The sequence below is a fragment of the Mesorhizobium sp. M0408 genome (genome assembly GCF_040321495.1).
Lineage (GTDB): Bacteria > Pseudomonadota > Alphaproteobacteria > Rhizobiales > Rhizobiaceae > Mesorhizobium.
Window position 1 is genome coordinate 1 of sequence record NZ_JAMYRO010000005.1, and the last position, 18941, is coordinate 18941.

17 protein-coding genes and 2 pseudogenes are annotated in these 18941 nt (G+C 63.5%); 11 read left to right on the forward strand and 8 right to left on the reverse strand.

Annotation, left to right across the window (positions count from 1 at the left end):
• Positions 1-47: 47 nt before the first annotated feature.
• The 3 genes from NKI67_RS07110 to NKI67_RS07120 form a co-directional block, all read right to left on the reverse strand.
• Positions 48-2582 (reverse strand): mechanosensitive ion channel family protein, encoded by a 2535-nt coding sequence (locus NKI67_RS07110; RefSeq protein WP_023679024.1) that lies wholly within the window; start codon positions 2580-2582, stop codon positions 48-50.
• 102 nt (positions 2583-2684) lie between these two features.
• Positions 2685-3689 carry a cytochrome d ubiquinol oxidase subunit II gene (locus tag NKI67_RS07115; RefSeq protein WP_023679023.1) on the reverse strand — a complete coding sequence of 335 codons (1005 nt, stop codon included), beginning with the start codon at positions 3687-3689 and terminating at the stop codon, positions 2685-2687.
• Entirely contained in the window at positions 3686-5059 is a 1374-nt protein-coding gene (locus NKI67_RS07120) for a cytochrome ubiquinol oxidase subunit I (RefSeq protein ID WP_023679022.1), read from the reverse strand. The genes NKI67_RS07115 and NKI67_RS07120 overlap by 4 nt, the downstream gene beginning before the upstream one ends.
• Positions 5060-5321: 262 nt before the next feature.
• On the opposite strand from NKI67_RS07120, the gene NKI67_RS07125 reads away from it, so the two are divergent.
• The 4 genes from NKI67_RS07125 to NKI67_RS07140 all read left to right on the forward strand — a co-directional run bounded on the left by NKI67_RS07125 (position 5322) and on the right by NKI67_RS07140 (position 8359).
• Positions 5322-6248 carry an ABC transporter ATP-binding protein gene (locus NKI67_RS07125; protein ID WP_023679021.1) on the forward strand — a complete coding sequence of 309 codons (927 nt, stop codon included), beginning with the start codon at positions 5322-5324 and terminating at the stop codon, positions 6246-6248.
• Positions 6249-6262: 14 nt separating this feature from the next.
• A complete protein-coding gene (locus NKI67_RS07130) occupies positions 6263-7024 on the forward strand; it encodes an ABC transporter permease (protein WP_352644975.1) in 762 nt (253 codons plus the stop codon).
• A 166-nt stretch (positions 7025-7190) separates the two neighbouring features.
• Positions 7191-7682 (forward strand): MarR family winged helix-turn-helix transcriptional regulator, encoded by a 492-nt coding sequence (locus NKI67_RS07135; protein WP_023679020.1) that lies wholly within the window; start codon positions 7191-7193, stop codon positions 7680-7682.
• Positions 7679-8359 (forward strand): GNAT family N-acetyltransferase, encoded by a 681-nt coding sequence (locus NKI67_RS07140; RefSeq protein ID WP_023679019.1) that lies wholly within the window; start codon positions 7679-7681, stop codon positions 8357-8359. The genes NKI67_RS07135 and NKI67_RS07140 overlap by 4 nt, the downstream gene beginning before the upstream one ends.
• Before the next feature lie 101 nt (positions 8360-8460).
• On the opposite strand, the gene NKI67_RS07145 is transcribed toward NKI67_RS07140, so the two are convergent.
• Positions 8461-10452, reverse strand: a complete 1992-nt coding sequence (locus NKI67_RS07145) for a PhoX family protein (RefSeq protein ID WP_023679018.1) — start codon at positions 10450-10452, stop codon at positions 8461-8463.
• Positions 10453-10655: 203 nt separating this feature from the next.
• Between NKI67_RS07145 and NKI67_RS07150 the strand changes: the two genes are divergently transcribed.
• The 3 genes and pseudogenes from NKI67_RS07150 to NKI67_RS07160 form a co-directional block, all read left to right on the forward strand.
• Positions 10656-10994 carry a hypothetical protein gene (locus tag NKI67_RS07150; protein ID WP_023679017.1) on the forward strand — a complete coding sequence of 113 codons (339 nt, stop codon included), beginning with the start codon at positions 10656-10658 and terminating at the stop codon, positions 10992-10994.
• Between the two features lie 14 nt (positions 10995-11008).
• Positions 11009-11710 (forward strand): phosphatase PAP2 family protein, encoded by a 702-nt coding sequence (locus NKI67_RS07155; RefSeq protein ID WP_023679016.1) that lies wholly within the window; start codon positions 11009-11011, stop codon positions 11708-11710.
• A 259-nt stretch (positions 11711-11969) separates the two neighbouring features.
• Positions 11970-12194 (forward strand): annotated as a pseudogene (locus NKI67_RS07160) (sodium-independent anion transporter); the annotation flags it as partial.
• Between the two features lie 36 nt (positions 12195-12230).
• Here NKI67_RS07160 and NKI67_RS07165 read toward each other — a convergent pair.
• Complete coding sequence (locus tag NKI67_RS07165) at positions 12231-13091, reverse strand: SMP-30/gluconolactonase/LRE family protein (RefSeq protein ID WP_023679013.1); 861 nt, start codon at positions 13089-13091, stop codon at positions 12231-12233.
• A 115-nt stretch (positions 13092-13206) separates the two neighbouring features.
• On the opposite strand from NKI67_RS07165, the gene NKI67_RS07170 reads away from it, so the two are divergent.
• Complete coding sequence (locus NKI67_RS07170; RefSeq protein WP_023679012.1) at positions 13207-13995, forward strand: helix-turn-helix domain-containing protein; 789 nt, start codon at positions 13207-13209, stop codon at positions 13993-13995.
• Here the strand turns inward: NKI67_RS07170 and NKI67_RS07175 are convergent.
• From NKI67_RS07175 to NKI67_RS07185, 3 genes and pseudogenes are all read right to left on the reverse strand, one after another.
• Positions 13992-14808: pseudogene (locus NKI67_RS07175) on the reverse strand (C40 family peptidase). The gene NKI67_RS07170 and the pseudogene NKI67_RS07175 overlap by 4 nt on opposite strands.
• Positions 14809-14849: 41 nt before the next feature.
• Entirely contained in the window at positions 14850-15797 is a 948-nt protein-coding gene (locus NKI67_RS07180; protein ID WP_023679011.1) for a CHAD domain-containing protein, read from the reverse strand.
• Entirely contained in the window at positions 15794-16267 is a 474-nt protein-coding gene (locus NKI67_RS07185) for a CYTH domain-containing protein (RefSeq protein WP_023679010.1), read from the reverse strand. Before NKI67_RS07185 ends, NKI67_RS07180 begins: the two co-directional genes overlap by 4 nt.
• 88 nt (positions 16268-16355) lie before the next feature.
• On the opposite strand from NKI67_RS07185, the gene NKI67_RS07190 reads away from it, so the two are divergent.
• Genes NKI67_RS07190 through NKI67_RS07200 form a run of 3 tightly spaced genes read left to right on the forward strand, consistent with a single transcriptional unit; the run spans position 16356 to position 18939 of the window.
• The gene (locus tag NKI67_RS07190) at positions 16356-17072 is read left to right on the forward strand and encodes a DUF1956 domain-containing protein (protein ID WP_023679009.1); all 717 of its coding nucleotides are present in this window, start codon (positions 16356-16358) and stop codon (positions 17070-17072) included.
• Positions 17069-18022: an HlyD family secretion protein gene (locus tag NKI67_RS07195; RefSeq protein WP_023679008.1), complete on the forward strand. Its 954-nt coding sequence runs from the start codon at positions 17069-17071 to the stop codon at positions 18020-18022. Before NKI67_RS07190 ends, NKI67_RS07195 begins: the two co-directional genes overlap by 4 nt.
• Positions 18019-18939, forward strand: a complete 921-nt coding sequence (locus tag NKI67_RS07200; protein WP_023679007.1) for an ABC transporter ATP-binding protein — start codon at positions 18019-18021, stop codon at positions 18937-18939. The genes NKI67_RS07195 and NKI67_RS07200 overlap by 4 nt, the downstream gene beginning before the upstream one ends.
• Positions 18940-18941 lie beyond the last annotated feature (2 nt).

An 18941-nucleotide genomic window follows, 5' to 3' on the forward strand; every position in this document is an offset into this window, starting at 1 on the left:
GCTGATCTCCCCCTCAAGGGGGAGATCAGCAGTTTCCGCGCTTCGCACTACTCCCCCTTTTTCCAGGGCAGGCTCCAGCGCACCTTCTCCAGCGTCGCCTTTGCCTCGGCCGAGTCCGGGTCGGGCTCTGTCTCGCGATAATGCGCCGAGCCCTCAGGCGGGTAGGCAAGTGTGTTGTTGAGGGCGAATTTGTCGATCTGGCTGAAGTCGGGGAAAGGCAGGTTTTGCGCCTCGCGCCAATCGCTGACCCTTTTCTCCGCGGCGATGCGTTTTTCGTCGTCGACCGGAAGGTCGGTGGCTCTGTATTCCAGTGACGAAGGGAAGGCGAACTGCGCGCCGGCATCATCCATGATGTTGATCATGGACAACAGGATGTCCTCGCGGATGGCTTGAAAATCGGCCACGTCGGCGGTTTTGATATAAGTGAACACGTCGATATCGAGCGAATAGGCGCCGAAGCCGGCAAAGCGCACGCGGCACGGCTCATCGATGACGCGCGGATGGGCAATCAGCAGCTTGCGCAGCTCGGCCAGGACGTAACGTAGCTGATCGGGCGTCGTTTCGTAGCGCAGCTGCAGCGTCGTCGCGAACCGGGTGCGGTCGCGATGGGCGTAGTTCTCGATCTGCATGCCGGCGAAATCCGAGTTCGGCACCGAGATGATCGTGCGGTCGAGCGATCGGATGCGCGTCGAGCGCATGCCGATATGCTCGATCGTGCCGGACTGGTCGCCGAACTTGCAGAAGTCGCCGACGCTGACCGGCCGGTCGGCATAAAGCGTCAGGCCGGAGAGGAAGTTCTGCAGCGTCGGCTGCGCCGCCAGCGCCACCGCCAGACCGCCGATGCCGAGACCGGCAATAACGCCTTCGTAGGGGATGGCGAGCACTTCGGCCAGCAGCAGGAAGGCGACGACCAGCACGGCGACGCGCGCCACGCCGGTGGACAGCGAAATCAGCGTGTCGTGATAGCCGGGCACCTGCCACAGTCCACGGTAATGGTCGGCGACCTTGCCGATCAGGTGCCAGACCACCGGCACGGCGCCAATCACGACCAGGCTCCAGGCGATTGCCTTGACCGGGGCGGCGACCACTTGCGGCAGACCGAGCGGGCGCAGCGTCAACAGCAGGAAGAAGCCAAGCACGATCGAGCGCACCGCCCATTCGACAATGCGGAAGAAGGCCGGGCTGTCCGTCCTTCGCACAAACAAGGAAATCAGCGCATTGGCGATGAAGCCGAAGACGATGCCGGCCAGTGCGGCAAGGCCGAGCATCCACCATTGCCAGTGCTCCATCGGGCCGGCGCGGGTGAGCAGGCCGGGGCTGATCTCGCGGGCGAGGCCACGGGCGATGAAGAACGGGTCGGTGCTGGCGAAGGCGGCGAATTCCGGCGCCACCGGCACGTCTTCGACATCGGCGTAGAGCGCGCGGATGTGGGCGAGCGTCTCGGGCGTGAACTGCCAGATCTTGCCCTTCTCAGTCTCGACCGGGCCGATGACGATGTTGCCGGCGGGATGCTCGAAATAGACGAAGGGGGTGTTGCTCTTCGGATCGTCGGGGATCTCCTGCCAATAGACGTAGCCGATGCGGTCGATGACCTTTTTGAGATAGCGCTCCAGCAGGAACGCCTCGTCGCCACGCACCGCCTGACTGTAGTTGCGCAGGTCGAGCGCCGCCTGGGCCGGGTCGCCGGCTTCGGTGAGGCCGCTCAACAGTACCTTGAACGTGTCGCGCGGCGAGGCGAGCCTGCTCGGATCGTCGACCATGTCGACGGCTTCGCCACGCGCTTCCTGGAATTCGGCGAGCTTTGCCTGGAGCTGGCCAAGTGGCGGCCCGACGATGAACCAGTCGCCATTCTTGCGGCGAAAAGTGACGGCGAAGGAGACCCTGGTGCCGTATTGCGGCAGCGTCGCCGTCACCTCGTCTCCGGAAATCGCATCATGCGGCAGGCTCCACAGACGGAACGTCGCGTTGTCGATGACGGTGAACAGAAGCTTGGTGTAATCGGGCATGTTGAGGCCGCCGCGGTCGGCCTCGGTGACGTCGACGAGACCCGCTGCCAGACCGGCAAGACCCATGCCGCCGCCGGTGGCGCGCGGCACGTTGTCGGCGCCGCTCTCGTTCATCGTCTGCAGGAACGAGCGCATCGTGCTCATCGGGCTCGACTGGTCGACACGGACGTCCTCGACGGCGCTGACGCGCACACCTGTCCACCATTCGGCGGTGGCGGCATCGAAGCGGCCCATGAAGCTGCCGCCGTCAGGCGATTGGACGAAGGTGAGGGCGCCCTGGCGGTCGCCTTCGAACCAGTGGCCGACAAGCTTGTCGCCTTCGGCCTTGGCCTCGATACGGCCGTTATAAAGCGGGTACACGCCCTTTACGTCAGTGCCCGTCTGCTCGAACTTGATCTGGGCGCCGCCGCCGCGCCACTTCGTGTCCCACACCCCCGTCCAGTTGGCCGCGTCCTGGGCATGCGCCTGCGGCATGGCCGGCAGCAGGCCGGCAAGCGCGAGTGCGCCGATCAACGCGACCGTCCGGATCAGCAAAAGCAGCAGCCGATCCTGTCCTGCCGCAGAAAAGGGGTTCATTCTGTTGCCCTTCTTCTTGCCGGTGATTCTGCTGGGCCGGCCAGAGAAGGTTATTCCGCTTGAAGATGAATATTCTGTTTCAGGCTGCGACGGCGATGCCGGTCAGTCATAGGTCAGGTCCGTCGCCTTGCCGGCGAACACCCGGTAGGCAAAGAACGAATAGAAGATGATGATCGGCAGCACGACGACCGTCCCGACCAGGATGACGGCCAGGCTTTCGGGTGCCGAAGCAGCCTGCCAGATGGTCAGCCGGTCGGGCACCACGAAGGGGTAGAACGACCAGGCGAGGCCGGCAAAGCCGAGCGTGAAGATCGCGGCCAATGTCAGGAACGGGAGCAGCGCGTGGCGGTCGCCGGGTTTCGGCAGATGGAAGGTCTGGCGCCACAGCCACAGGAACAGCACTGCCGACAGGGTCGGCAGCGGCGACAAATAGAGCATGGCCGGCCAGACGAACCATTTGTCGAAGATGCGCGCGCTGGCAAAGGGCGTGGCCAGCGATACCGCGACCATGCCGAGCGCGGTCAGCACCAACGCCGTGCGCAGCCACAGCACCGCCTTCTTCTGCAGATCGCCTTCCGTCTTGTAGATGACCCAGGCCGCTCCCATCGCCACGTAGGCCGCGGCAAGGCAGAGCGCCACCAGCGCGCCGAAAGCGACGCCGCCAGGGCCGACGTCGAGGCCAAGCACATAGACGCCGAGCATATAACCTTGCGCCAGCGACGCGATGACCGAGCCGAGGAAAAAGATGCGGTTCCAGCGGTGCTTCCTGCCGGCAGGCACCTTGGCGCGGAAATCAAATGCGACGCCGCGCAGGATCAAGCCCACCAGCAGCACGAAGACCGGAATGTAGAGCGCCGTCAGAATGGTGCCGTGCGCCAATGGGAAGGCGACCAGCAGCAAGCCGACCGCCAGCACCAGCCAGGTCTCGTTGGCGTCCCAGAACGGGCCGATGGCGGCGATCATCGTATCCTGCTCGGTGTCTTCGGCTGCGGCGAACAGGATGCCGATGCCGAGATCGAAGCCGTCGAGGATGACGTAGATCAGGATGGCGAGGCCCATCAGGCCGGCGAAGATCAGAGGCAGCAGGGTCGGCCAGTCGAAGCTCATGATGTTTCTCCCGGTTGCGCAACCGGCTGCGACAGCGGCCTGTTCATGACGCCCGGCAGCGGCGAGGTGTCACCATCCTTCGCCGCCTTCAATGCCAGATGCACCAACACGCCGAGATAGGCGATCAAGAGCAGCACGTAGAGGATGAGATAGACCGCGAGCGACAGTGCGACATGGCTGCCGGCGACCGGCCCGACAGCATCGGCGGTACGCAGCACGCCGGTGACCAGCCAGGGCTGGCGGCCGATCTCGGTGGTGTACCAGCCGGCCAGCGTCGCCAGCCAGCCGGACAGCGCCATCGGCACCATGACAAGCGCCAGCGGCTTGGGCAGGCCGTGGCGGCGCTTGAGGAAGAAGGCCGCCGACCAGGAGACGGCGAGCATCAGGAGGCCGGTGCCGACCATGATGCGAAAGCCCCAGAACACCGGAAATACCGGGGGATGGTTGCCGGCATAATCGTTCAGCCCCGGTACGATGCCGCCGGCGCTGTGCCTGAGGATGAGGCTGGCGCCGTCGGGAATGGTGAGCTCGAACCTGTTCTCCTTGGCCGCTTCATCTGGAAGCGCAAACAGCACCAGCGGCACGTTGGGACCGGTGTTCCAGTTGGCCTCCATCGCGGCGATCTTCTGCGGCTGGTGTTCCAGCGTGTTGAGGCCGTGCTGGTCGCCGGCAAAGATCTGGATCGGGATCAGGATCGCGGCGGTGAAGACGCCGGTGCGCAGCGCCTTCCACATCGATTCCGAGCGATCGCCGTAGAGATAGCGCAGCGCCGACAGGCCGGCGACCAGGAACGAGACGGTCAGGCCCGAAGCAAGCATCATATGGACGAGCCGGTAGGGCATGGACGGATTGAAGACAACGGCCCACCAGTCGGTGGCGTGCGCAACACCATCGCGCATCTCGAAACCGGCCGGCGTCTGCATCCACGAATTGAGTGCGATGATCCAGAAGGCGGACAAGGTGGTGCCGCCGGCCACCAGCACCGTCGCCAGTGTATGGACGCGGTTCGAGACACGGCGGAAGCCGAACAGCATGATGCCGAGGAACGCCGCCTCGAGGAAGAAGGCGGTCAGGATTTCGTAGGCCAGCAGCGGGCCGGCAATGTTGCCGACCGTCTCCATATAGCCCGGCCAGTTGGTGCCGAACTGAAAACTCATGGTGACGCCGGAAACCACGCCCATGGCGAAGGACAGCGCGAATACCTTAACCCAGGTGAAATAAGCGCGCATCCAGGCGGAATCGTTTGTCGCGTTGTAGCGGAGCTTGAAGAACAGCAGCACCCAGCCGAGCGCGATGGTGATCGCCGGGAACAGGATGTGGAACGAGATGTTCGCGCCGAACTGTATGCGCGACAGAATGAGCGGGTCCATGGCGGCTCCGGCTGCTGCTTGTTTGTTGAAGGATAGGCTTGATGCACCGGACGGTCAAAGCGGCGTCCCGCCGCGAGGCGGAACGCCGCAGTGCGGTTAATCTGCTTTTGCGTGGAATTTGGCTGGACGACCGGGCAGGTGTTGCCTATTCCGGCGAACCTCGATGTCCAGAACTGTCAGGAGCGCCATTGACATCCGGATTTGCGAACCGACATTCAGCGGATTAAATCAACAACTCTGTTTCAAGCAGTCGTTTTCAGCCATGCAGCCGATCATCTCGATTTCCGGCGTCACCAAGACCTACGCCACCGGCTTCAAGGCGCTGAAGGAGATCAATCTCGACATCGTGCGCGGCGAGATCTTTGCGCTGCTCGGGCCGAATGGCGCCGGCAAGACAACGCTGATCTCGATCGTCTGCGGCATCGTCAACCGCTCGTCGGGTTCCGTCACCGTCGACGGCCATGACATCAACCGCGACTACCGCGCCGCGCGCAGTCTGATCGGGCTGGTGCCGCAGGAACTGACCATCGACGCCTTCGAGAGCGTGTGGGCGACGGTTAACTACAGCCGCGGCCTGTTCGGCAAGCCGGCCGACAAGGCGTTCGTCGAAAAGGTGCTGCGCGACCTGTCGCTCTGGGACAAGAAGGACGCCAAGGCGATAACGCTGTCCGGCGGCATGAAGCGCCGGCTGATGATTGCCAAGGCGCTGTCGCACGAGCCGCGCATCCTGTTCCTCGACGAACCGACGGCAGGCGTCGATGTCGAGCTGCGCCAGGACATGTGGGCGATGGTGCGCCGGCTGCGCGAAGACGGCGTCACCATCATCCTGACCACGCATTACATCGAAGAAGCCGAGGCGATGGCCGACCGCGTCGGCGTCATCAACCGCGGCGAGATCGTGCTGGTGGAGGACAAGGCCGAACTGATGCGCAAGCTTGGCCGCAAACGGCTTGTGCTGGAACTGCGCAGTCCCCTGGCCACCGTTCCCGATGCTTTTTCGCACTACGCGCTGGAGCTTTCGCCGGATGGTGGACAGCTGACCTATACTTATGACAACCAGAGCGAACGGCCGGGCGTCGCCTCGCTGATCCGCGAGATCGAGGCGGCCGGCATCCAGTTCCGCGACATCGATACGGAAAACAGCTCGCTCGAGGAGATCTTCGTCAATCTGGTGAGGAAACCGGCATGAACCCGCGCGCGGCCATGAATTTTCATGCGGTATGGGCGATCTATCGGGTGGAGATGGCGCGCGCCCTTCGCACTGTGCTGCAGAGCATCGTTTCGCCGGTCATTTCGACGTCGCTCTATTTCGTCGTCTTCGGCTCGGCCATCGGCTCGCGCATCACCGAGATCGACGGCATCAGTTACGGCGCCTTCATCGTGCCGGGGCTGATCATGCTGTCGCTGCTGACGCAGTCGATCTCCAACGCCTCCTTCGCCATCTATTTTCCGAAATTCGTCGGCTCGATCTACGAATTGCTGTCGGCGCCGGTGTCCTATCTGGAGATCGTCATCGCCTATGTCGGGGGCGCGGCGACAAAGTCGATCGTGCTTGGCCTGATCATCCTGGCGACGGCCTCGCTGTTCGTGCCGCTGACGATCGAGCATCCGTTCTGGATGCTCGCCTTCCTGGTGCTGACGGCGGTGACCTTCAGCCTGTTCGGCTTTATCATCGGCATCTGGGCGAAGAGCTTCGAGCAGCTGCAGCTGGTGCCGCTGCTGATCATCACGCCGCTGACCTTCCTCGGCGGCAGCTTCTATTCGATCAACATGCTGCCCGGCATCTGGCGCACGGTGACGCTGTTCAACCCGGTGGTCTACCTGGTCAGTGGGTTCCGCTGGAGCTTCTACGGCAAGTCCGACGTTTCGGTCGGCGTCAGCCTCGGCATGACGGTGGTCTTCCTGCTCATCTGCATAGCGATCGTCGCCTGGATCTTCAGGACCGGCTACCGGCTGCGCAACTGATCGAACGGCCTCGTCCAGGCGAAGCAGCCTTATCGATCGACCTTTCCTTGCCGAAGGCGACATAGGCCTGCGCCCGATGCCTGGAACCCGCGCTTGAATGCCTCGATCTTGCTTTTCATGCATTGTTATATATCATGTTATCGATGTTCATGGGATGAATCGACCTATGGAAGACGTCATACGATCGCTTGGCTTCCTGTGCCTGGGCAGCAGGCTGAAGCGTATAGGCGAGCAACTGCAAGCGGAGGCGCAGCGCCTGCTCGACAGGCTGGATGTCCCGGTTCAGGCGAGCCAATACCCGCTGCTGGCCGCGCTCGACAGGCTGGGTCCGCTGTCGGTCGGGGAACTGGCGCAATCCCTTGGCATCGCGCAGCCGGGTGTGACGCGAAGCGTCTCGCTTCTGGCCGGATTGGGACTGCTCGAGGTCAGTCCGTCGACCGATGACCAGCGGCGCAGGATCGTCTCGCTTACTCGGGACGGCCGGCGGCTGGTCGATGTCGCAAAGCGCGACGTCTGGCCTTGCATCGAGAACGTGGTCGCGGATTTGTGCGCAGGTTTTTCGGGGCCGCTTCTTGAGCAGCTGGCTGCCATCGAAGACGGCCTCGCCGCTGCCCCTCTCGACCGTCGTGTAAATAAGCCTGAGGGTGCCGCGCAATGAGACATCTGCTCGACCGCCCTATCTGGAGCGCGCTTCAGACGCGACATCGGGCCTTCGCGGAGGGTGACAACCTCGCCATGCGATATCGGCCGTCGATCGTCCCTTTCGCCGCCACTGGCGCGGACGACCAGGAAAGCCTGCGGGCGCTCGAAAACCTTGTCTCCCCGGGCGAGAGTGTGATCCTGCTTCAAGCGGACGCGATTGCTCTGCCCACGGGGCTTTTCGCGACTTCGACCGCAGCCGGGGTTCAAATGATTGCCGAGCAGCCGTTGCAAACCGTGTCTGACAAACGTGTGCAACGTCTGACCCGAGACGATGCTGCTGAGATGCTCGCCCTGGCATTGCTCACCAAGCCTGGCCCATTCACGCTCGAAGCCTTGAGCCTGGGCGATTTTTGGGGTGTGAAAATCGAGGGCAGGCTTGCGGCAATGGCCGGCGAGCGCATGAAGCAACCTGGCTATACCGAACTCAGCGGGGTGTGCTCACATCCGGAATTTCGCGGCGGTGGCCTAGGAAAGCTGCTGTCCCTATTCGTGGCAAACCGGATAGTGGCGCGCGGCGAAGTTCCCTATCTCCACGCCTATGCCAGCAACGCCGCGGCCATAGCGTTATACGAGTCCATTGGCTTCAGGTTGCGAAGCACAATGAATGTGGCCGTGGTTCAGCGCACCGAATGATTAGTCGGCGCATGATGCGCAGCATGGATGCATCCCGTATCGGAAGGAAGGATTTCGTATGGCCGAAATCCTTCCTTGAGACTGCAAGACCTTGCTGCGTGTCAGACCGCGATCTTGCCGCCGCCTTGCCTGGTGATGGCAACGACCGCCGGGCGCACCGGCATGTCCGGCTTGAAGTCGGGCCAGCGCGTCGACAAATCCTCATAGTAGGACGGACGGCCGAAAGCCTCCCAGTCCTCGCCGCCGTCGCCCGGATGCTGGACGGCAACGAAGGCGGTCTGGTCGTCCGGCGCAAACAGGGGACCGCACATTTCGGCGCCGATCGGCACACGGAAGAACAGTTTCGAGGTCGCCCGCGCCGGCCCTTCCGTATCGACCGCCCACAGACCGTCGGTGCGGCCAGTGGCCTTCGGACCCTGACCGTCGGTGGCGACCCAGAGGCGGCCGGCCGAATCGACCGCGCAATTGTCCGGCATGCCGAACCAGCCATTGGCGGTGGTTGCGGTCGAGAAGGTGGCGCCGACGTCGGCCACAGCGGGATCGCCGCATTTCAGCAGGATTTCCCACCTGCCCTTTGTCGCGGTGAAATCACCGCCGTCCTCGACGATCTCGATGATGTGGCCAAAGGCATTTTCGGCACGCGGGTTGGCGGCGTCGACCTGGTCGGCCTTGCGCTTCGAATTGTTGGTCAGCATGACATAGACCCTGCCGTTGGTGGCATTGGGCTGGATGTCTTCCGGACGGTCCATCTTGGTGGCGCCGAGCAGGTCGGCGGCGCGGCGCGTCTCGATCAGCACGTCGGCCTGGCTGGCAAAGCCGTTCTCCGCCGTCAGCGGCCCCTGGCCGAAGACGATCGGCAGCCATTCGACCGAACCGTCCTCGACGAACTTGGCGACATGCAAGGTGCCGTCGTCGAGCAAATCCATGTTGGCGGCGCGGTTGTCCGGATCGAACTTGCCTGTGGTGACGAACTTATAGACATAGTCGAAGCGCTCGTCGTCGCCGAGATAGAAGACGACACGGCCATCCTTGGCGGCGATCGATTCGGCGCCCTCATGCTTGAAGCGCCCCATCGCGGTGCGCTTCCTCGGCGCCGAAGTCGGATCCTGGACGTCGACCTCGACGATCCAGCCGAAGCGGTTCGGCTCGTTCGGCTCCTTGCCGATGTCGAAACGGTCGTAATGCGCTGCCCATTCATAGGCACCTTCGGGAATGCCGAGGCGCTTGTAATTGGCGGCTTCCTTATGCCCCTGCGGCAGCTCGCCCGAGAAATAGCCGTGGATGTTCTCCTCGGCCATGACATAGGTGCCCCATGGCGTGACGCCGCCGGCGCAATTGTTGATGGTGCCGATGATCTTCGTGCCGGTCGGATCGGCGCTGGTCTTGACGCGGTCGTGGCCGGCGACCGGGCCGGAGAGCGTGATCTCGCTGTTGGAGGTGATGCGGCGGTTGAGCTTGCCGTCGCGAACGACCTGCCATTTGCCTGATACCTTGCGTATCTCGACGATAGTGCCGCCATGCGCCGTCATCTCGACGTCGACTTGTTCCTTGCTGAGGGGCGCCTGCTTGGCCTTGCCGTCGACGATGGTGACGAGGCCCGGAAACATCAGGTGCGGATTGGTGTATTCGTGGTTGACCACCAGCAGGCCGTGCTCGGCCGAGCCGTCGATCGGGATATAGCCGACATAGTCGTTGTTGTAGCCGAATTGTCTGGCCTGGGCTTCCGCCGACTGTTTTGTCGGATCGAATTCCGGCGAATCGGCGAACAGCGGATCGCCCCAGCGCAGCAGTACATCGGCGTCATAGCCGGATGCAACGTGATGCTTGTCGTCGATGCCGGCCTCGAGCTCGTCAAAAGCGAAGGCGGAGCCTTCGGCGGCGCGGGCGTTGTCGGCGGTGATCAGCGCCAGCGGGCTGACGGTAGCGGCTATGGCCGAGACGGCAAGCGAGCCCTTGAGGAAGCCCCGGCGCGAGAACCGCGCGGCGATGATCTCACCCATGGTGCGGTTGTTGGTGGGATTGGCTCCTGGCCCATCATTTTCCTCGAGCACGCCGGTGCGGAAATGGGCGTCAGGGGAGCGATGTTCGGTCATAGTGGGCCTGCCTCTGGCTGGATGGATTGCTGGAGCGTGTTGCCTGGCCAATCCGGTATCGCCGGCAGGTCACAGTTTGATGACATGCCGGCTAATTACTATCTGCGATTTCGTGTCCAACATCGGGCCCGCTTGACCGCGACCGGCGCTTCGGAAACAAGAGCTGCGGCAGGCGCGTAGGGACACATCGGGAGAGAACAAAAGTGAGTTTCTGGGGACTTGGGCAGCTCTGCGTTTCGACGGTAATCTTCCTGCTGGCGGCGATGGCCGCAAAACAGTGGGGGCTGGCGCCGAGCCTCGGCAAGATTGTGCTGACGTTGGCGCTCTATTCGCTGGGCAATCTGATCATGCTGAGGCTGATCCGTGAATTCGGCATGTCGGTGTCGTTCAGCCTGTCGGCGGTGATCCAGCTGGTGTCGGTGAATGTGGTGGCGCTGGTCTTCTTCGGCGAGCGCGTCAATGCCTTACAGGCAACCGGCATCGTGCTTGCCATCGCAGCTGTGGCGCTGATCACGCTCGGGCCCTATCTGCAAAGGCTGTAACTGCGATCGGGCCGATGAAGAAGATTGCAAGCAGACTGCGCAACTGGCTGGAGTTCCCGGTTCTGCTGGCCGGGCTGGTCATTGCCGGCGGGCTGTGGGGGTTCGAGGAGCTGATGGAGCTGGCGCGGGCCACCACGCCGCATGCCTTCGACACCGAAATCCTGCTTGCCTTCCGCAAGGCCGGGCAGCCCGACAATCCGATCGGACCGGCGTGGCTGGAAGGGGCGATGCGCGACATCACCAGCCTCGGCAGCGCCAGCGTACTGGTGGTGATCACGGCAGCAATGATCGTCTACCTGCTCCTTATCCGCAGGCCAGGCGCGGCGCTTCTCATGTTCGTCGCGGTAGCGGGCGGCCAGCTCCTGTCAAGCGTGCTGAAATTCGACATCGACCGGCCGCGCCCTGATCTGGTCTCGCATCTCGCCGATGTGGCATCGCTTTCGTTTCCGAGCGGCCACGCCATGCTGTCGGCGGTGACATATTTGACGCTGGGCAGCATGGCGGCGCGGTTTTTGCCCGGGCGGACAACGAAGATCTATGTACTCGGGCTGGCGGTGCTGACGACGGTGGTGGTCGGCATCAGCCGCATCTATCTCGGCGTCCACTGGCCGTCCGACGTATTGGCCGGCTGGTGCGCCGGCTTTGCCTGGGCGATGCTGTGCTGGCTTGCGGCACGGTTCCTGCAGCGATGGCTTGGGCGGGCCGACGGCACCTGACTCAAATCAGCCTGTTGATCAGGCCATGACCGCAGCCTGCCAGCAGGAAAACCATCGACAGCAAGGCTGTCGAGGTCGCCAACGCTTTGAATATCTTCACCCGCTCATCCTTTTGAAGTCGTGCCTGTGAAATCGGGATCGCAGTGGATGTCCCGCCAAACGATGCCGAGGTTTGTAGCATGACAGCGCATCGGCTGGCAAAGAGTGCTGCATGTTTGGAGGCAGACCATCAATCCTTGGTGCAGGAAGACGTCGCCGACCGCGCCAGCGCAGGAACTTCATCCTCGACTGTTCGGCGGTGCCGTTCTTCGATTCAACGGCGGCCAATGTCATCGAGGGTGCGGCCCACAAGGCGAGCCGCGCCGGCGTTCGCTTCATTATATCAGGCGCTTCGCCGCAGATACGCCGCATGCTGATCAACCACGGCGTCAAGCGGCCGCTGGTGACTTATGCCGCCTCGATCACGGATCGCGGGCGCAGCTGAAGAAAGCCGCGCCCGCCGCCTGAGCCGATGGCTGGCTTAGTCGAGGCCCAATGCCGCGATCTCGCCGTCGTTCATCAGCGGCACGAAGATTGTCGACTTGCCGTCGGTGCCGATGTCGGCGCTGCCCGGTTTGAACGTCGCAACCGCTTGCGGCGTGCCGCCGGCTTTGTAGCGGTAGAGCGTGCCGGTCATATACGCGGTGGCGTAGATGCTGCCGCCGATGGCAACGACGCCATCGAGGTTGGCAAACTTTTCCGCGCCGGGCAGTGGCGAAACGGCCTTGGTAGCAAGATCGACCGAGAGCAGGCCGCCCGGCTCCGCGGTGCTGAAGTCGGGCTTGATGCCCTTGCCCCAGGAAGCGACGATCAGCCGGCCGCCATCGGCGAAGATGCCATTCGGCGAAGCAAGCGCCGCATCCCTGACGAACAGTTCGGGCCGGTCGCCGTCGATGCGATAGATCGTATCGGCAAGCATATCCGTGACGTAGATCTTGCCGGACGCGTCGGCGGTCACGTCGTTGAGGAAGACCGCGTTCGGCACGTCGATCGTCGATGTTAGCTTGCCGCTTGCGAGATCGACGACGCGCACATGGGTGAGGTCGGCGACGTAGAGTTTGCCGCCGACAATCGCCATGCCCTTGGGCGCGTCCATGCCGTCGGTCCAGTGTTGCGTGACTAGCTTGCCGTCCATCGACAGGATCGACAGATAGCCGTTGCCGTCGGCTTCGCCGGGATTGCCGACGATGTTCGAGACGATAACGCGCTGGCCGGCGGCGTCGAACAGCGCCGATTCAGGCTGCTCGAGGCCGCCGGTGCGCCAGAGTTCAGCGGCCTGAACTGCTGGCGCGGCCGCGATGCCGACCAGGGCGAGAAGTATCGAGGTGAAGAGGCTCTTCATGGCTAGTCTCCTGTAATGGACTGGCGGAGAGCTAGGCCTTTCGATACTTTTCGGGAAGATCTATCAGGACTAGTACCGAAGGCTGATACCAAATCGTGCAAAAGAGGTGCATCCCATGAACGGCCTGATCTTCGAAGCGCTGAAGCGGACGCTTAAGGCAAAGGGCATCACCTATCGCGTCCTTGCCGAGCGGATGGGTGTTTCCGAGCCGACGGTGAAGCGCATCTTCCATGAGCGCAACTGCAAGCTCGACCGGCTGATGGAGATCTGCACTGCCGCCGGCGTAGAGTTGGAGAACGTGCTCGGCTCTATGAACAGAGGACCAGGACCCGCCAACCAGATCGCGCCGGAGATCGAGCGCAAGCTCGCCGGGCGGCCGGCACTGCTGTTCGTCTTTGTCATGCTTTCCGAGAAATTCACGCCCGAAGGCATCATGCGCTCACAAGGGCTGAGCGAGGCTTCGATGTTCCTCTATCTGCGCGACCTCGAGGAACTCGGCCTGGTCGCGCTCGGTCGCGGCCTGTCGGCAAGGCTGCTGGTCGAGGCGCCGATCCAGTGGAATTTCGACGGGCCATTGCGGCCGCTGTTCGAGATGACCAACAAGAATTTCATCGGCTGGGCCATTACCCATCTTGAGCGCGAGGCGACGTTCGTCAGCTTCTCCAGGCGGATGCGGCCGGAAACGGCGGAAATGATCAAGCGCGAGGCTGAGGAATTGGCGGAGCGCGCCAAATTGCTTGCCCATCACGACCAGCACACGACGCCCGAAGACGGGCTGGTCGGTTACAAATGGACGTTCGCGTTCGGCGCAACGCCGTTCCCGGTGATCATGCCGATCGGGCCGCATCCGCGCGACGCAGGCGCGCGGACACCCGGCCGGGCCGCCGCAAAGCTACCGGCCTAGCCGCCACCCTGAGCCCTTGTCTCGGCATCGGCAATCCTGGGCTTGTCATCCCAGACCATCTGCCGGTAGTCGAAGCCGTATTCCAGCGTCGGCTTGACGATACGGAAATAGGGCGACAGGTCGAAATCGCGCGGCGTGTAGAGCGAGTGATGGCAGATGTGCAGGATTTCCCTGCGCGAATAGCTCGACTGGGCCGAGGCACGGCCAGGCGCCCGGGTAATCTCCGGCAGGATCGGGTAGCGGATCAGGCCATAGGCCTCGGCATCAGCGACGAGCAGATGGCGCGCGTCGGGTCGCCGGAACCGAAAGCCAGCATGCGGCGGCGCCAGCGCACCGGCACCGGCGGCGTCGGCAAGAAGTAGCGCAGCATGTCGAATATGTTCTTGAGATCGTATCTGAGACCGAGCCTGCCGATCATGAACGCGACGACCGCTTCGCGGTCATCCGGAGCCAGGCCACTCGCACGGCAGATGCGGGTGTTGTAGCTGCGATAGCGCGACAGCGGCACGGCGATGCAGCCATCGCCGAGCGTGACCTCGATCAGGCGCCGCCGCTCCGATCCGTCCTCCGGCTCCGGTAATGCATCGCCGACATAGAAGGCGGCATGCGACCAGGTCGACTGGGTGAGGTATTTGATCGCCGCCGAGATCTTCTGGTTACCTTCGATGAGTAGGATGTCGCCGGGCTCAAGCGTGCGGCGCAGCGTTTCGGCATCCGACGGCGTGTAAGGCTCGTAGAAGGTCGATTCCTCCTGCAGCCGGCCTGCAAGCCAGCGGCCAAGTCGGTCAGAAGCGTGTCGCCGGGCTCGGTCATGCCAGACGGCGATTACCACAGGGCGGCAAATTAGACCATGATCAGCCCACGCCAGGCGCGCCGGCGTCTTCGTGCTGCGGTGCCGCTGTGAGATCTTCGCGCACCTTGCGGGCGAGCTTCCTCGTCGAGCGCTTCGGACTGTCGCCGAAAAGCTCGGCCGCCTCGGCGAGGCAGGTCTTTTTCAGGCCCTTTTCCGAGCGCTTCAGCAGCTTGGCAAGCAACCGCGTCTCCTCAGGGGGGCCGAGCGGTTGGTCCTCGGCATCTAGAAGCGCGCGCATGACGAACACATCGTGGAACTCGCCAAGCCGCTCGCCCAATTCGTCGACGGCCTTGCGCCGCGTCTTGATCGGCGTCGGCCACAGCCTGCCGAGCAGCGACAGGTGCATGCCATGCGTCTTGGCCGCCTTGCGCAGATCGTGAAAGTCATCGGCTTCGCCGCGCGAAGCCGCCTTGTCCAGCGCTTTCCTGGCGCGGCGCAAAGTGGTGCGCGCGCCTTCGGCGAGCACGTCGGCAGCCTGCTCCGGCTGGTCGGGCAGAGCGAGCTTGTCGATCCGGGCGACACCTTCCTCGCAAGCGGAAATCGCCGCGCCTATCGCAGCATCGAGGCCTGCTCCGCCATGCAGTTCATGCTGGCGCGCGACGAGCCTGTCACGCACGGCACCGAGGCCATCGCCGGCACTTTGCTCGGGAAAGCTTGCCGCCAGCCGGTCGATTGTTTCCACCAGTGCGGTCGCCTCGCGCGGACCGGCAAGCAGGGCCGCCACCTGGCGGTAGCACTGATTCTCCGTCACGCAGAATGTTTCGTCTCCGGAACGGACAAGGCGCAGCAAGGCGCGGACGTTCTTCAGCCGTTTGCGGCATTTGTGCAGCCCCTGTTCGGGCCTGTCACGCGCGGCGTCCAGATGGACAAGCGCCTTGCCGATCTCCTCGGCGAGGATGCGCCTGACCTCTCCGGTCAGCGACATGCGCGGATCGATACGAAAGCTCATGCGACGATCTCCGGAATCCCCCCAAGGGCGAGCGACGCGTTGTAAAATCTCGGCTCGCCGGTGACTTCACGGCCGAGCCAATGTGGCAGCATTTCGTCCTGTACATCATCCGGCGTCTCGAGCTCGGCGATCACCAACCCCGCAAGCGTCCCGCCGAAGACATCGACTTCGTAGCGATAGCCGCGGTGTCTAACATGATGGCGTGTCTTCTCGATGACATGTCCGATGGCAAAGGCCTGCATCTCCTGCGCCTCCGCCAAAGGTACCGGATATTCGAATTCGTCGCGCTCGCGTGCCTGGCTGCCGAACTTGAGCGTCAGCTTGGCGGCCGCATCGTTGCTGATGCGCACACGCACCGTGCGGCTGGGTTCGGCGACTAGGTAGAATTGACGGATATGAATGTCCGCCTCGACCATTGCCCGCCATTCCTCACCTGAGACCAGGAACTTACGCTCGATTTCCTTGCCCATGGCCAGGCACTAAAGCGCGCACGGCCAGAGTTGGCAAGCCGCTTGACCGCACTTGACTTTAATCATTCGATTGATTAAATTGTTGGCCATGATCAAATCGCCCAGCGCCAGCGGCCTTCCTCATGAGGCGCCCAAGACCGCCGCGGATATGACGCGGACGGCACTCGTGCGCGCGGCGCTGAAGCTGTTCGGACGCCAGGGTTTCGACGGCACGTCAACGCGCCAGATCGCGGCCGAGGCCAAGGCCAATATCGGCTCGATCGCCTATCATTTCGGCGGCAAGGAAGGGCTCCGCAACGCGGCGGCCGACTACATCGTCGACACCATCCAGACCGTTGCCGGCCAGGCGATCGGCAATCTGCAAGCGCCGGCCGCGGCATTGGCGGACGCCGAGGCCGCGCGGGCACATTTGGCCGTCGCACTGGAGCGGATGGTCGCCTTCATCGCGGCAAGGCCGGAAGCCGGCGAGATTGTACAGTTCGTCCTGCGTGAGCTGTCTCATCCAACCGCCGCGCTCGACCGTATCTATGATGGCGTGTTCGAACCGGCGCATCACCGACTCTGCCTGATCTGGGAACAGGCGACGGGCGAGCCGGCCGAGAGCGAGCGCACTAAACTCACCGTATTCACGCTGATCGGCCAGGTCGTCTATTTCCGCATCGGCCGCGAGGCAGTTATGCGCCGGATGGGCTGGCGCGAGATCGGCGACGACGAGGCCGGCAAGATCGCGGCAACAATAACCGACAATCTCAGCGCGATTTTAGCTCGGCGCGATTTGGCTGTCCGGAAGGATCGTGGATCATGAGCCTGCTCTGTTCTTTGCCGCTTGCCGCCCAGCTTTTCAGCGCCTGCGCGCCGGCAGCACCGCTCGCCGTCGGCTACGTCGAGGGCGATTATGTGCTGCTCGCGCCGATCGAGGTGGCGCAGGTCGAGACGATTGCGGTCAAGCGAGGCGACCGCGTCGCGCCCGGCACGCCGGTGGTGACGCTGGAAAACGCCGACGCCAAGATCGCCATCGCACAAGCCGAGGCAGCGCTTGCGCAAGCCCAGGCGCAACTCGCCGATCTGCAGGTCGGCAAGCGGCCGGAAGAGATCGCGGTGCTCAAGGCGCAGGTCGACATGGCCAAAGCACAAGCCGCCGACTCCAAACGCAGATACACCCGCGCCAGCGATCTGTTCAAACGCGGCACCGGCACACAGGCCGACTACGACACGGCTTCCGCGGCTCTCGAGACGGCCAACGCGCAGGTCGGCCAGGCGGAGGCCAATCTCGCGGTCGGCGGCCTGCCGGCACGGCCGGAGACTATCAAGGCCGCCGACAATCAAGTCAGGCAGGCGCAATCGGCGCTGGAGCAAGCGCAATGGCGGCTGTCGAAGCGTGTGCTGACCGCGCCCTCGCCCGGCCGGGTCAACGATGTCATCCGCTATCCAGGCGACACGGCCGGTCCGACCGCGCCGGTCATCTCCATGCTGCCGGACGGCGCGGTGAAGCTCAGCGTCTATGTGCCGGAAAGCGCGTTCTCCTCGGTCGACGTCGGCACGCTGCTCAACGTCCATTGCGACGGCTGCGGGTCGGGCGTGAAGGCACGCGTCAGCTATGTGTCGCCCGATCCGGAATTCACGCCGCCGGTGATCTACTCGCTCGAGACCCGGCAAAAGCTGGTCTATCTGGTCGAAGCGCGGCCGGAGGGCGACGCCAGCGCCTTGCAGCCCGGGCAGATCGTCGACGTCGATCTGGCGGACATCGGAAAATGAACGTCATCGACGTGCACGGCCTGGTCAAACGCTTTGGCGACAAGACCGTCGTCGATCATGTGACTATGGCTGTGGCCGAGGGCGAGATCGTCGGCTTCCTCGGGCCGAACGGCTCGGGCAAGACGACGACCATCCGCATCATGTGCGGCTTGCTGACGCCGGATGAGGGCGAAGGCACGGTTCTGGGCTTCGACATCCGCACCGACAGCCTGCGGATCAAACGCGAAGTCGGCTACATGACGCAGAGATTCTCGTTCTACGAAGATCTGACGATCGGCGAGAATCTCGAATTCGTGGCTCGGCTGTACCGGCTGAAGCCGCTCGACGAGCACGTGGCTAAGACGCTTGAGGAGCTCGGCCTGACATCGCGCAGGAACCAGTTGGCCGGTACCCTGTCCGGCGGCTGGAAGCAGCGGCTGGCGCTGGCCGCCTGCATCATGCACAAGCCGAAACTGCTGCTGCTCGATGAACCGACGGCGGGCGTCGACCCGAAAGCGCGACGCGAATTCTGGGACGAGATCCACCGGCTGGCGAGCGGCGGCCTGACCGTGCTGGTCTCCACCCATTACATGGATGAGGCCGAGCGCTGCCATCGCATCAGCTACATCTCCTACGGCAAGATGCTGGCCACCGGCACGGTCGAGGACGTGGTGAGGAATGCCGGGCTGACCACCTTCGTCCTGCAAGGGCCGCGGCTCGATCAGGTCGCTGCCGCACTTCATGGCCGCCCCGGCGTCGACCAGGTGGCGCCGTTCGGCGCGACGCTGCATGTCGTCGGCTCCGACAGGACGGCACTTCAGGCAGCGCTCGCCGATGTCGAGAAAGAGCACGAGGGCGTTACGGTGACGCCCGGCGAGACCAGCCTGGAGGATGTGTTCATCCAGTTCATGTCCGGTTCGAAGGACAACATGGGATGAAA

What these genes read in the sequence shown, in the direction of transcription:
- NKI67_RS07185 (WP_023679010.1), bottom strand. Translation starts at nt 16,267, where the DNA reads ATGGGCAAGGAAATCGAGCGTAAGTTCCTGGTCTCAGGTGAGGAATGG.
- NKI67_RS07110 (WP_023679024.1), bottom strand. Translation starts at nt 2,582, where the DNA reads ATGAACCCCTTTTCTGCGGCAGGACAGGATCGGCTGCTGCTTTTGCTG.
- NKI67_RS07180 (WP_023679011.1), bottom strand. Translation starts at nt 15,797, where the DNA reads ATGAGCTTTCGTATCGATCCGCGCATGTCGCTGACCGGAGAGGTCAGG.
- NKI67_RS07165 (WP_023679013.1), bottom strand. Translation starts at nt 13,091, where the DNA reads ATGAAGAGCCTCTTCACCTCGATACTTCTCGCCCTGGTCGGCATCGCG.
- NKI67_RS07115 (WP_023679023.1), bottom strand. Translation starts at nt 3,689, where the DNA reads ATGAGCTTCGACTGGCCGACCCTGCTGCCTCTGATCTTCGCCGGCCTG.
- NKI67_RS07170 (WP_023679012.1), top strand. Translation starts at nt 13,207, where the DNA reads ATGAACGGCCTGATCTTCGAAGCGCTGAAGCGGACGCTTAAGGCAAAG.
- NKI67_RS07195 (WP_023679008.1), top strand. Translation starts at nt 17,069, where the DNA reads ATGAGCCTGCTCTGTTCTTTGCCGCTTGCCGCCCAGCTTTTCAGCGCC.
- NKI67_RS07200 (WP_023679007.1), top strand. Translation starts at nt 18,019, where the DNA reads ATGAACGTCATCGACGTGCACGGCCTGGTCAAACGCTTTGGCGACAAG.
- NKI67_RS07135 (WP_023679020.1), top strand. Translation starts at nt 7,191, where the DNA reads ATGGAAGACGTCATACGATCGCTTGGCTTCCTGTGCCTGGGCAGCAGG.
- NKI67_RS07130 (WP_352644975.1), top strand. Translation starts at nt 6,263, where the DNA reads ATGAATTTTCATGCGGTATGGGCGATCTATCGGGTGGAGATGGCGCGC.
- NKI67_RS07125 (WP_023679021.1), top strand. Translation starts at nt 5,322, where the DNA reads ATGCAGCCGATCATCTCGATTTCCGGCGTCACCAAGACCTACGCCACC.
- NKI67_RS07145 (WP_023679018.1), bottom strand. Translation starts at nt 10,452, where the DNA reads ATGACCGAACATCGCTCCCCTGACGCCCATTTCCGCACCGGCGTGCTC.
- NKI67_RS07140 (WP_023679019.1), top strand. Translation starts at nt 7,679, where the DNA reads ATGAGACATCTGCTCGACCGCCCTATCTGGAGCGCGCTTCAGACGCGA.
- NKI67_RS07120 (WP_023679022.1), bottom strand. Translation starts at nt 5,059, where the DNA reads ATGGACCCGCTCATTCTGTCGCGCATACAGTTCGGCGCGAACATCTCG.
- NKI67_RS07155 (WP_023679016.1), top strand. Translation starts at nt 11,009, where the DNA reads ATGAAGAAGATTGCAAGCAGACTGCGCAACTGGCTGGAGTTCCCGGTT.
- NKI67_RS07190 (WP_023679009.1), top strand. Translation starts at nt 16,356, where the DNA reads ATGATCAAATCGCCCAGCGCCAGCGGCCTTCCTCATGAGGCGCCCAAG.